The organism is Mycobacterium sp., from assembly GCF_035640695.1.
In the GTDB taxonomy this organism is placed as follows: domain Bacteria; phylum Actinomycetota; class Actinomycetes; order Mycobacteriales; family Mycobacteriaceae; genus Mycobacterium.
In genome coordinates this window covers 22,373-34,020 of record NZ_DASQVQ010000026.1, presented here as the reverse complement: position 1 = coordinate 34,020, position 11,648 = coordinate 22,373, and the positions used below count along the sequence as shown (strand labels likewise).

General features: G+C 67.4%; 12 protein-coding genes. 9 read left to right on the top strand and 3 right to left on the bottom strand.

The window, feature by feature from the left end; translation table 11 throughout:
* The 3 genes from VE759_RS03275 to VE759_RS03265 all read left to right on the top strand — a co-directional run.
* Nucleotides 1-883, top strand: an 883-nt coding sequence (locus tag VE759_RS03275; RefSeq protein WP_324928181.1) for an LLM class flavin-dependent oxidoreductase, incomplete at its 5' end; no start/stop codon positions are given.
* Nucleotides 884-1,028: 145 nt separating this feature from the next.
* Nucleotides 1,029-1,415, top strand: a complete 387-nt coding sequence (locus tag VE759_RS03270) for a metalloregulator ArsR/SmtB family transcription factor (protein WP_324928179.1) — start codon at nucleotides 1,029-1,031, stop codon at nucleotides 1,413-1,415.
* A complete protein-coding gene (locus tag VE759_RS03265; protein ID WP_324928177.1) occupies nucleotides 1,415-2,326 on the top strand; it encodes a cation diffusion facilitator family transporter in 912 nt (303 codons plus the stop codon). Before VE759_RS03270 ends, VE759_RS03265 begins: the two co-directional genes overlap by 1 nt.
* Here the strand turns inward: VE759_RS03265 and VE759_RS03260 are convergent.
* Nucleotides 2,316-3,005, bottom strand: a complete 690-nt coding sequence (locus tag VE759_RS03260; RefSeq protein ID WP_324928175.1) for a hypothetical protein — start codon at nucleotides 3,003-3,005, stop codon at nucleotides 2,316-2,318. The genes VE759_RS03265 and VE759_RS03260 overlap by 11 nt on opposite strands.
* Before the next feature lie 86 nt (nucleotides 3,006-3,091).
* On the opposite strand from VE759_RS03260, the gene VE759_RS03255 reads away from it, so the two are divergent.
* The 6 genes from VE759_RS03255 (at nucleotide 3,092) to VE759_RS03230 (ending at nucleotide 10,174) form a co-directional block, all read left to right on the top strand.
* Entirely contained in the window at nucleotides 3,092-4,597 is a 1,506-nt protein-coding gene (locus VE759_RS03255) for a carboxylesterase/lipase family protein (protein WP_324928172.1), read from the top strand.
* Between the two features lie 68 nt (nucleotides 4,598-4,665).
* On the top strand, nucleotides 4,666-5,847 hold the full coding sequence (locus tag VE759_RS03250) for an alpha-hydroxy-acid oxidizing protein (protein ID WP_324928170.1): 1,182 nt from the start codon (nucleotides 4,666-4,668) through the stop codon (nucleotides 5,845-5,847).
* 91 nt (nucleotides 5,848-5,938) lie between these two features.
* Entirely contained in the window at nucleotides 5,939-7,198 is a 1,260-nt protein-coding gene (locus VE759_RS03245; RefSeq protein WP_324928168.1) for a chloride channel protein, read from the top strand.
* 277 nt (nucleotides 7,199-7,475) lie between these two features.
* Nucleotides 7,476-8,204: a DUF4333 domain-containing protein gene (locus tag VE759_RS03240; RefSeq protein ID WP_324928166.1), complete on the top strand. Its 729-nt coding sequence runs from the start codon at nucleotides 7,476-7,478 to the stop codon at nucleotides 8,202-8,204.
* Between the two features lie 63 nt (nucleotides 8,205-8,267).
* Complete coding sequence (locus VE759_RS03235) at nucleotides 8,268-8,771, top strand: gluconokinase (protein ID WP_324928164.1); 504 nt, start codon at nucleotides 8,268-8,270, stop codon at nucleotides 8,769-8,771.
* Entirely contained in the window at nucleotides 8,768-10,174 is a 1,407-nt protein-coding gene (locus VE759_RS03230; protein WP_324928162.1) for a gluconate:H+ symporter, read from the top strand. Before VE759_RS03235 ends, VE759_RS03230 begins: the two co-directional genes overlap by 4 nt.
* Nucleotides 10,175-10,207: 33 nt before the next feature.
* Here VE759_RS03230 and VE759_RS03225 read toward each other — a convergent pair whose 3' ends face one another.
* Nucleotides 10,208-11,038: a DoxX family membrane protein gene (locus VE759_RS03225; protein WP_324928160.1), complete on the bottom strand. Its 831-nt coding sequence runs from the start codon at nucleotides 11,036-11,038 to the stop codon at nucleotides 10,208-10,210.
* Nucleotides 11,039-11,092: 54 nt separating this feature from the next.
* Nucleotides 11,093-11,617 carry a DUF6328 family protein gene (locus VE759_RS03220; protein WP_324928158.1) on the bottom strand — a complete coding sequence of 175 codons (525 nt, stop codon included), beginning with the start codon at nucleotides 11,615-11,617 and terminating at the stop codon, nucleotides 11,093-11,095.
* Nucleotides 11,618-11,648 lie beyond the last annotated feature (31 nt).

Here is an 11,648-nt window from a genome sequence, read left to right as displayed (position 1 = left end):
GACGGCCGCGGCGTTGCTGGCCGAAACCGAGCGGTTGAAGTTCCTTGTCGCGTTCCGGCCCGGGCTGGTTCCGCCCACGCTGGCCGCTCAGCAGACCGCCACGCTGCAGCGGTTTTCCCAGGGCCGAGTGCTGCTGAATGTCGTCAGCGGCGGCGACGACGTCGAGCAGCGCCGGTTTGGCGACTGGCTCGGTCACGACGAGCGCTACGCCCGAACCGGCGAATTCCTGCAGATCGTGAACGCGGTGTGGCGACAGGAGTCAGTGGACTTTACCGGCAAGTACTACACGGTCGAGGACGCCCGGGTATCCGCGCGGCCGGACGCGTTGCCGCAGATATACTTTGGCGGCTCATCGGCGGCCGCGCTGCCGATAGCCGCCGAGTTCGTGGACGTCTATCTGACATGGGGCGAACCACCGCAGGCCGCAGCCGAAAAGATTGCGAAGGTGCGGGCGCTGGCCGAGGCGCGCGGGCGCAGCGTCCGGTTCGGTATCCGCCTGCACACGATCAGCCGCGACACGTCGGAGGCGGCGTGGGCGGTTGCCGATCAGCTCGTCGGGCAGCTCATGCCCGAACAGATCGCGAAAGCCACGGTGCTGCATTCTCGTTCGGAATCCGAGGGCCAACGGCGGATGACCGCGCTGCACGGTGGGCGGATCGACAAGCTGGAGATCTACCCGAATCTGTGGGCGGGTATCGGCCTAGTCCGCGGCGGTGCGGGCACGGCGCTGGTCGGCAGCCACGAAGAAGTCGCGAACCTCATTTGGGAATACCACTCGCTGGGTTTCGACGAATTCATCCTGTCCGGGTATCCGCATCTGGAAGAGGCGTACTGGTTCGCCGAGGGCGTGTTGCCGATCCTGCGTCACAAGGGCGCCGCCTGACCGAGCACTTGGATGTACGACGCGCTATGCACGGTGGTCGCCGCGGTGGTACTCGGAGTGTCGATTGGGCGCGGCGGCCTGCGGACGCTTGACGTGGTGACGGCCGCAACCGCGCGGCACGGCCGGGAAGCGCTATTATTTGCGTATGAATGCAGGTAAGCAGCCAAGCCGTCCGGGTTTGGCCGTCGACCACGCCGACCTGGTGGTCGAGGTGTTCCGCATGCTCGCCGACGCAACCCGGGTGCAGCTGTTGTGGGCGCTGGTCGACGCCGAACGGAACGTGAACGACCTGGCCGAGTGGGTCGGCAAGCCGGCGCCATCGGTGTCGCAGCACCTGGCCAAACTGCGGATGGCCAAGCTGGTACGCACCCGCCGGGAAGGGACCCAGGTGTTCTACCGGTTGGAGAACGATCACGTTCGACAGCTCGTCACCGACGCGGTGTTCAACGCCGAGCACGCCGCGGGCGGGATTCCCGCGCATCACCGCGGCACCGTGCACGCCCTGGAGGCCCTGGAGGGGAGCGCAGGCTGATGGGGGCCGGGCACAGCCATATCGACGACGCGCTCAGCGACAGCGCCGCCGGCATCCGCGCGGTCAAGATCAGCCTTGCCGCGCTTGGGCTTACCGCGACCATCCAGCTCGTCATCGCCGCCATCTCTGGATCGGTGGCCCTGTTGGCCGACACCGTGCACAACTTCTCCGACGCGTTGACCGCGGTCCCGCTGTGGATTGCGTTCGCGATGAGCCGGCGCGCCGCATCGCGGCGCTACACCTACGGCCTGGGCCGCGCCGAAGATCTTGCCGGCCTTTTCATCGTCGCAGTGATCGCGGTGTCGGCCGTGCTGGCCGCCGTGCAGGCGGTGCGCCGGCTCATCGAACCCGCCCCGCTGTCACACCTGGGCTGGGTCGCCGCGGCGGGCGTCGTCGGCTTCGTCGGCAACGAACTGGTCGCGCTGTATCGCATCCGGGTGGGCACCCGGATCGGCTCCGCCGCGTTACGCGCGGATGGCATGCACGCGCGGGTCGACGGGCTGACGTCGTTGGCGGTGGTGGTCGGCGCCGGCGGCGTGGCACTGGGTTTTCCGGCTGCCGATCCGATGGTCGGGCTGCTGATCGCGGTGGTGATCGCGGGGTTGCTGACCGTCGCCGCGCGTGACGTGTTTCGTCGGCTGCTCGACGGTGTGGACCCGTCGATCGTCGACGCCGCGCATGAGGCGCTGCACGGGCGGCCCGGCATCAGATCGGTGCGCCGCCTTCGCATGCGATGGCTCGGGCATCGGCTGGTCGCAGACGCCGAGCTCGACGTCGATCCCCGACTAACCCTGTCGGAGGCCCACGACATCGCCCACGGCGCCGAACACGCGCTCACCCACGCCGTCCCCAAGCTGAGCGAGGTGACGGTGCATGCCTATCCCGCTCATCCAATTCCGGTCAGCAGCTGAACTTTTGGCCGATGTCCGGTGGCGGCGCGACATTCTGGAGGCAACCGAACGGCTCGACTCCGGCATCGCTGATCCGGGCTGCCGACTGGTGGGCGTAGTTCACGCAGAACAGCCCCACCTGATCCGAACGGCATTGGTAGTCACCGAACTTCAGCGCCTTGCCGTATGGAAGCTGGGCTCCGTCGCCGTAGACGAACCGCCCCGGGTCGCCGTGAATGCCGCCGACGGTCAGCGCCGGGCCGTCGAATTGCACCCAGTTGCCGATCCATTGGCCTTCGATGTCGTTGGGTCGCGGCGGCGGTTTGGTGAGCTGCACCAGGCAGGCCAGGTCGCCGCTGCTGAACATTGAGTCGGTCATGCAACGCGTCTTGCCCGAGGGCGTCGTGAACGCAACGTCGTTGTGCTGTAGCTGCGTGACGCTGCCTTGCCGGGTGGCGCTGTGAAATGCCGCCGGGTCGGCGGGATCTGCGGCCTCGATCCAGGTGATCACGTCGGCGATCGGCGTCCCGGGTGCAGGCGGGCCCGCCGGCTGCGAGGGCTTGGCCGTGGTCGGCGCCGGCTGGCTGGTCCGAGTCGTCGGGGCCGGCGCGGTGGATCCCGCCCGGGGACGCCCGCGGTTCGCCTCTGAACACCCGGCGACCAGCAGCAACGCCAGAAAAACCAGGGCCGCTATCCGCATGGCTGCCAGGTTATCGGCCCGATCGGCGTAGGCGGGGTAGGCGCGTCCGCGAGGACGAACGCGGGCGACTTCGCTACGGTCATGGCATGGCCGATGGCAACGTCCGCGTGACCACCACGAGCGGCACTGTCGACGGGTTCGCCCGTGATGGCGTGCTCAGATGGCGATCCATCCCGTACGCACGGCCGCCGGTCGGGACGCTGCGACTGCGTGCGCCGAGACCACCGGTGCCGTGGCGGGGCGTGCGGTACTGCCACGAGTACGCGTTCTGTGCGCCGCAACACCGGCGCTACACGGTCCTGGGTATCAACAGATTCCAGCCGATGAGCGAGGACTGCTTGACCGTCAACGTCGTCGCCCCGGCCAAGCCGCACGACGAGCCGCTGCCCGTCATGTTTTTCATCCACGGCGGCGGTTACATGCTCGGCAGTTCCGCCACGCCGCTGTATGACGGGGCCGCGCTGGCCCGGCGCGGCTGCATCTACGTCTCGGCCAACTATCGCCTCGGCGCGCTGGGATGCCTGGACTTGTCGTCGCTGTCCACCCCCGACACCCCAATCGACGGCAACCTGTTCGTGCGCGATCTGGTGTCCGCGCTGCACTGGGTGCAAGACAACGTCGCCGAATTCGGCGGTGATCCCGACAATGTCACGATTTTCGGCGAGAGCGCCGGCGCGCATGCCGTCGCCACCCTGCTCGCCGTGCCCGCCGCCGCGGGGCTATTCCACCGCGCGATCTCCGAAAGCCCGGCCAGCGGGATGGTGGTCCCAGCCGATGCGGCGGCCAAGTTCGCCGAGCAATTCGTTTCATTGCTCGACGCGGACGGCCGGCACGGGACGGACAAGCTCATGCGCGCCGAGCCGTGGCAACTCGTCAAGGCGCTCGACCGGCTCCTTGACGCGATCATGCACGACATGCCGGGATCCTTCGCACTCGGGCCGTGCATCGACGGCGACTACCTGCCGCTGCACCCGATCGAGGCGATGTCGTGTGGCAACGCGCACCGGGTGCCGCTGATCGTCGGCAACAACGCCGAGGAAGGCCGGCTGTTCACCCGCTTCCTCAAGATGCTGCCGGCCAGTGAACGCAGCATCGAGCGCTTACTCGCCAAGGTCGATCCGGCCGCGCGAGAACGGATCATCGCCGCCTACCCGGATTATCCGCACCCCGATGCGTGCCTTCGGCTCGGCGCCGATTTTGCGTTCGGGTCGGCCGGCTGGCAGATCGCGGACGCGCACAGCAGGCATGCGCCGACGTACGTGTACCGCTACGACTACGCGCCGCGCACTTTGCACTGGTCCGGATTGGGCGCCACCCATGCCATGGAGTTGCTGGCGGTTTTCGACCTGTACCGCACCCGGCTCGGCGCGCTGCTGACGGTGGCCGCCGACCAGCGTTCGGCGCTGCGGGTGAGCAACGACGTGCAGCGGCGGTGGCGCGCGTTCGCCCGCACGGGCGTGCCCGACAAGGGCTGGCCGCCCTACGCCGAACCCGACCGCGCCGTCATGGTTTTCGACCGACGGTCGCACATAGAGTTCGATCCCCATCCGGCCCGCCGAGAAGCCTGGCAGGGTTTCAGCCTGGCAGGCTGAGGCGTGGCAGGTTTCTGCTTGGCAGGTTTCTGCTTGGCAGGCTGAGGTTTCGGCATAGGGTCAGCGACATGGCCGCCACCGAAGCCAGGGCACCATTCGGCAACTACCAGTACGAGATCTACCTGAAGGGACTGGCCGGAGAGACGCCGGCATTCCCGATCGGCTGGGCGGACCTGGAGGCCCGGGCGTCGGCCGCGATGGATGCCGGCGCGAACGGCTACGTGTTCGGCAGCGCGGGCACCGAGGACACCGAACACGAGAACCGCGCGGCGTTCGGGCGTCACCGCATCGTGCCGCGCATGCTGCGCGACGTGTCGACTCGCGACCTGCGCACCGAGATCCTCGGCGTGGCACACGATGCGCCGGTGCTGCTCGCCCCGATCGGGGTGCAAACGATCGTGCACCCCGACGGGGAACTGGCCGCCGCGCGCGGTGCCGCGGCCGGCGGCATCGGCTTCGTCGCGTCGACCGCATCGGCCTACACGATGGAGGAGATCGCCGCGGCCGGCGGCGACGTGCCGCACTTCTACCAGTTGTACTGGCCGCGAGATCAGGAGCTGACCGCCAGTCTCGTGTCCAGGGCCGAGTCCGCGGGCTACGGCGCGCTGATCGTCACGCTCGACACCGGCCTGCTGGCCTGGCGGCCGCGTGACCTTCAGGCGGCATACCTGCCGTTCCTCAAATCCGTGGGCATCGCAAATTACTTGTCGGACCCGGTCTTTCGTTCCGCACTGGCCCAACCGCCGGAGGACAACCCGACGGCGGCAGTCATGCACTTCGTCAGCGTGTTCAGCAATCCCGCGGTCAACTGGGACGACCTCGCCACGTTGCGTTCGCTGACGTCACTGCCGATCCTGCTGAAGGGCATCCTGCATCCCGACGACGCCCGGCTCGCACTTGATCACGGGGTGGAGGGCATCGTTGTTTCCAATCACGGTGGCCGACAAGTCGATGGCGCGATCGCCGCGCTCGATGCGCTGCCCGATGTGGTCGACGCGGTCGGTGACGACCTCGTCGTGCTGTTCGACAGCGGGGTGCGCAGCGGCGCGGACGTTGTCAAGGCGCTCGCGCTGGGCGCTCGCGCCGTTCTGCTCGGCCGGCCCTATCTGTGGGGGATGGCGATCGGGGGCGCCGACGGCGTGCACCAGGTCATCCGCAATCTGCTGTCGGAAATCGATTTGACGCTGGCCCTTTCGGGCCACGCTTCGCTTAGCACCCTCGACCGCGGCATGCTGCGGAGCCGCTGGTGACCTCGAATTCGGTCCGGGTGAGCGACGATGTCACTGTCGAGTCGTTGACGGCCGGGATCGTCCGGGTCGAGTGGAACCACAACGTCGGCCGGTGAGCCGGTCGCAGCGTTATCTGACGTTCGCGGCCGCGATTCTGGTGACGGGCGTCCTGGCGGGTCTTGCCGGTGCGTCGACGACGGTGTTGGTGCGGGCCATCGAACATCTCACGTACGGCTACACGCAGGGTCCGATGCTGGTGGGAGTCCGGGACGCGCCGGTCGCGCGCCGGCTGATCGGTCCGACGCTCGGGTGCTCGCTGGCGGGGCTGGGCTGGTGGCTGTTGCGCCGCAACGCTGCCGTGCCGAGCCTGACGGCCGCTATCCAAAACGATCGGCCGTTCTCGCGGATGCCGATGTCGCTCGACGCGCTGCTGCAGGTGCTCGCCGTCGGCTCGGGCGCCTCCCTCGGCCGGGAGCAAGCGCCGCGGTTGTTCGCCGCGGCCGGCACCGACGTGCTGATCCGGCTGGGCTCGATACCCTTGCCGCACAAGCGAATTCTGCTCGCCAGCGCCGCCGGGGCCGGGCTGTCTGCGGTGTACAACGTGCCCGCCGCCGGCGCCCTGTTTGCGCTGGGCATCATCCTGCGCAGCTGGCGGCCGCTGGCGGTGCTGGTCGCGGTCGCGACATCGTGCATCGCCACGGTCACCGCGTGGCCGGTGAGCCACGGCGCCGCCACTTTCATCTGGCCCGATACGCAGTTCACGGCGCGGGCGTTCTTGTTCAGCATCGCCGCGATGCCGCTGGCCGCGCTGGTCGGGACGGCGTTCAACAGGCTGATCGAACGCGCCCGCGAAGCGGCGCCATCCGCTTCTTGGGTCCTGGTAGCAGCGATCGGGCTGGCCGGTCTGGTAACCGGCACCTGCTCGATCTGGCTGCCGCAACTGCCGGGCAACGGCAAGGACATCGTGTTGGAGAGCCTCGCCGGCGGCGACACACTCGTCGGTGTCGGCTTGGCGTTTGTTCTCAAGCCGCTACTCACCGCGTTGTTCATCCGAGCGGGCGCCGTTGGCGGCATGCTCACCCCGGCGCTGGCCACGGGAGTCGCGATGGGCGCGTTCGTCGCTTTGACCATCAATCATCTGGACGGGCATGCCAGCGTGCCGACGCTTGCGTTGGTCGGCGGTGCCGCGGTGCTCGGCATCACTGCGCAGGCGCCGGTGTTCGCGGCCATTTTCACTGCGGAGCTCACCCATCCGCCGCCGGAGGTGTGGGCGATGCTGCTGCTGGCCAGTATTGGCGCCCAGGCAGTGCGAACGATGGCGGCGCGCCGTCACAGACGCGTCATGACCGGGCCGTCGGACCACCGCCGATGAACCGGCCGATGGCCGCCCGATGAACCGGGGCGATGAACCGGGGCCCACGACTCCCGCGAAATCGTGACTCGGCCCAAACGTGCGCTGCCGTCGTGCAGTTCGGCGCGGCGCATCGCCATCGGCGTGGTGACCGGGCTGTCGCCGGCCACCACCACGGCTCAACTGACCGCGGTGATCGCAGCCTTTCTGGCACTTTCGGAGTTAACCACTACCGAACTCACAGACTTGCTAGGGTCCGTGCGAGCCGGCTCGCGCGCCGCTCTGCAACGATCCGGAGGTGGTCGTGCGCATACTGATTACCGGTGTTGTTGCAGTCGCAGCCCTCGGCGCGGTGTTAACCGCATGCAGCACTCAACTGACGGTATCCAAGGACGCCTTGCAGAAGGACATATCAGATCGGCTGACCAAGGCCGGAGAGCCACCGCAATCGGTGAGCTGCCACGACGACCTGATCGGCGAGGTCGGAAAGACGACCCGCTGCGAGGTGGTAATGAGCGCCACCAACAGCTTCGAACCGGTCGTCACGGTGACCGGCGTCAACGGCGCCACGGTGAATTACGACATGAAGCCGGCGCTGACCAAGGAGCAACTCCAGAAATCGGTGTCCGGATTGGTTGAACAGGCCGCCAACGTGCCGGTCGAATCGGTGGACTGCGGATCCGGGCTGGACGGCAAGGAGGGCGCGGAAGCGTTCTGCTGGGTCGACGCCGGCGGGGTCAAGCTGCGCCGCACGGTCGAGGTCAAGAGCGTGCAAGGCTTGACGATCGACTACAACCTGGTGCCGGTGCTCGTCAAGACCGAGATCGAGTCGTCGCTGCTGGACCAACTGCAGCAGCAACTCGGGCGGCGGCCCGACTCCGCGTCGTGCACCGACAACCTCGAGGGCAGGACCGGCACTTCGATCGACTGCAACGTCGTTTCCGGCGGCGACAGCAAGACGTTCGCGGTGACCGTGACCGGCGTCGACGGCAGCAAGATCAATTACAGCTACGAACCCAAGACGTAACAGCGCCTTATCGCTTTCGCTGATTCGGCGCGGTTTTGGAACCCGCGGGGTAGAGGTGATGATGTGAGGCCGCCGATCGTTGTGATGGGAGTGTCCGGTTCGGGCAAATCGGCGGTCGGAGCCGCACTGGCACAACGCCTTCGCGTGCCGTTCGCCGACGCCGACGACTTCCACCCGGCCGCCAACATCGCGAAGATGACAGCCGGCCAGCCGCTCAACGATGACGACCGCTACCCATGGCTGGAGGCGATCGGCGAATGGCTGGCCGCGCACCGCGACGGTGGTGTGATGAGCTGCTCGGCGCTCAAGCGCACGTACCGCGACCAGCTACGGCGGCACTGCCCGCCGGTGACGTTCCTGCACTTGAGCGGCTCGCAGGAAGTGATCGGCCGCCGGCAGGCCAGCAGACCCGGACATTTCATGCCGGCATCATTGCTGGCATCACAATTCGCAACGCTTGAGCCGCTCGAACCCGACGAGCAGGGCATCACGATCGACGTCGCCCAGGACATCGACTCGATCGTCGAGACGTATCTGGCCCACACAACTGAACAGGAGACCAAATGACGCCGGCAATCTCGATTCTCGCCGCCGACACCGAACTGCCCAAACCGGTAGCTGCCGGTTGGCAACTCGTGCTTGCCACGCTGGTGGGCATCGCGGTGATCGTCGTATTGATCACGGTCGTCAAGCTGCACCCGTTCCTGGCGCTGATCTTTGGCGGGCTCACCGTCGGGATCGTGGCGGGCGAGAACGTGCAAACGGTTCTGAAGTCCTTCACCGACGGCTTCGGCTCCACCGCGGCCAGCGTCGGCATCCTGATCGCGCTCGGAGCGATGTTCGCCAAGCTCCTTGCCGATAGCGGGGGAGCCGACGAAATCGTGGACACCATCGTCGGGCACGCGTCGCCGCGGGCCTTGCCGTGGGCGATGGCATTGGTCGGTGCGATCATCGGGCTGCCAATGTTTTTCGAGATCGGCCTGGTGCTGCTGATTCCGGTCATCTATCTCGTCGCGCGGCGTTCACAGCTCTCGCTGATCACGGTCGGCATTCCGGCGCTGGCGGGCTTGTCGGCCATGCATGGGCTGGTGCCACCGCATCCCGGTCCGCTCACCGCGATCAGCCTGTTGCACGCCGATCTCGGCATCACGCTGGTGCTCGGTGTCGCGGTGGCGGTGCCGACGGTGATCGTGGCCGGACCTCTGTTCGGCAAGCTCGCCGGGCGGTGGGTGGTCGTAGAGCCGCCCGACACGTTCAATGCCGACGAGTTCGCGCGCCGCGGGGACACCGAGGAGCGCCGCCGGCCATCCTTCGGGATCACGCTGGCCAGCGTCCTGTTGCCGGTCGTTTTGATGATGGGCAAGGCGCTGGTGGACATCTTCATCGTCCAAAAGAACAACGTCGTCCGCCAAGTCTTCGACACGCTGGGCACACCGTTGATCGCGTTGTTGCTCGCGGTCGTGGTGGGCATCTTCACCTTGGGCGTCGGCACCGGAATGTCACGCGACGAGTTGACGAAATGCATTGAGGGGTCGCTGCCACCGGTCGCCGGCATCATTCTGATCGTCGCGGCTGGCGGCGGCTTCAAACAGGTGCTGGTCGACAGCGGCATCGGAACGCTGCTTGCCGATTGGGCGAAGAACGCCCACATCTCGGTGATACTGCTGGCGTGGGTGCTGGCCGTGCTGATTCGGCTCGCCACCGGTTCGGCGACGGTCGCAACCATCACCGCGTCGTCGTTGATGCTCGGTCTGGTCGCGGGCATGAGCACCGGTCAGGTGGCGCTGGTGGTGCTGGCCGTCGGCGCCGGCTCGTTGTTCTTCTCCCATGTCAACGACGCCGGCTTCTGGTTGGTCAATCAGTACTTCCGGCTCACCGTCTGGCAGACGATCAAGACGTGGTCGTTGATGGAGACGGTGCTGTCGGTTGTCGGCTTGGCGTTGGTGCTCCTGCTTCGTCTGGTGGTTTGACCGGCCGCTGCGCCGTCGATGTCGAGGCAGTCGTCACCTGAACCGCTTGCGAGCGGTCTGGGCCAGCTCGGTGCCGCGTTCACGCGAGGATTCGGCGAATTCGGCGCCGCGTTCGCGGGCGACGTCGGCGAATTCGGCGCCGCGTTCGCGGGCGACGTCGGCCAGTTCGGCGCCGCGTTCGCGGGCGACGTCGGCCAGTTCGGCGCCGCGTTCGCGGGCGACGTCGGCCAGTTCGGCGCCGCGTTCCTTCGCGACTTCAAGCCACGGTCCGGCCTTTTCGCTTGCGGCTTCGGCGAGTTCGCGCCCGCGTTCGGCACCGGTCTGCAGGCCGTGGCCGACCCTCTCACCGACCGTGCCGAGCACCGCGCCGCCGCCGGCCGCGCCGACCGGTAACGCCGCCGACACCGTCTTCGACGCGCGGCGCGCGGCCCGTCGGCCACGCCAACCCAGCGACGGCTTGCCTTCGGTGTCGACCGAGGCGATCATCAGGCCCCCGATCAGGCTGAGATCCGTCATGAACTCGCGGCGCTGCTGCGCCTTGCGCTGAGGATCCGGCTCGGTCCAAAACAGGTGACCGCCGAGGCTGCCGGGAATCACGGTGCAGGCCAGCGCGGCCGACGCGACCCGCGGTAGCTTTCCGCTCGCCAGCAGCAGCCCGCCGCCGATCTGCACGAAAGCATTGATTCGGGCGAACGTCTCGGGGTCGCTGGGGACCTTCGTCGCCGCCGGCTCGGGCAGCTTCTTCAGGCCTTCCAGCGTCGGGCGAGCCGTGTCGGCGGCCTGCTGCGGGCTGCGCAATGCATCCACGCCCTGACCGATGAACACCGCTGACAGGAGGGGACGTGCAATTCTGCGAACCAACATGGCTATGTAGTGCCCGCGGTCGATGCCTCGCAAACAGGGATCATCGAAGGCGCATCAGCGCTGGATCGGGGCCCCTAGTTGGTCGTCGGTTCTGCGCTGCCACAGCGGGAGCGCGACCCAGAACCACGCCAGCGCGACCGCCGCGCAGCTGCCGGCTGCCAGGGCCGGGACCGATCCGGAAACCACGTCGAAGATCACCACGATCACGCCGACCAGCGCCGCACCCAGCAGCAGCAGGCCCGTGATGGTGCACCGATGTGCTGCTGCCACCAGCGTTTTCAGCCGGTGTCGCCGAAAGAGCAATCGATGCATTCCGACCGGCGCAATCAGCAGCACCGTCGCACCCACAGAGCACGTCACCGTGACCAGATAGACCATGCGCATGGTGTGGCTCAACTGGTCGAAGCGCTGCTGAAACGGCAGCGTGAGTAAGAATCCGGTCAACAGCTGGACGCCGGTTTGCGTAACCCGGAGTTCCTGCAACAAGCTGGACCAATTGCGGTCGAGCCGCTCGGATTCGGTCTCGTGGCGAACCGTCTTGTCCCACGTTTGATCCCGTTCCGGGTGGTCGATGTCCATCCGGCAATTTTGGCAGCATGCGGGTCGGCGG

Bases quoted from the DNA above. Each gene is read 5' to 3' on its own strand.
- VE759_RS03230 (WP_324928162.1), top strand. From the start codon at position 8,768: ATGACGCCGGCAATCTCGATTCTCGCCGCCGACACCGAACTGCCCAAA.
- VE759_RS03260 (WP_324928175.1), bottom strand. From the start codon at position 3,005: ATGCGGATAGCGGCCCTGGTTTTTCTGGCGTTGCTGCTGGTCGCCGGG.
- VE759_RS03255 (WP_324928172.1), top strand. From the start codon at position 3,092: ATGGCCGATGGCAACGTCCGCGTGACCACCACGAGCGGCACTGTCGAC.
- VE759_RS03250 (WP_324928170.1), top strand. From the start codon at position 4,666: ATGGCCGCCACCGAAGCCAGGGCACCATTCGGCAACTACCAGTACGAG.
- VE759_RS03220 (WP_324928158.1), bottom strand. From the start codon at position 11,617: ATGGACATCGACCACCCGGAACGGGATCAAACGTGGGACAAGACGGTT.
- VE759_RS03265 (WP_324928177.1), top strand. From the start codon at position 1,415: ATGGGGGCCGGGCACAGCCATATCGACGACGCGCTCAGCGACAGCGCC.
- VE759_RS03225 (WP_324928160.1), bottom strand. From the start codon at position 11,038: ATGTTGGTTCGCAGAATTGCACGTCCCCTCCTGTCAGCGGTGTTCATC.
- VE759_RS03270 (WP_324928179.1), top strand. From the start codon at position 1,029: ATGAATGCAGGTAAGCAGCCAAGCCGTCCGGGTTTGGCCGTCGACCAC.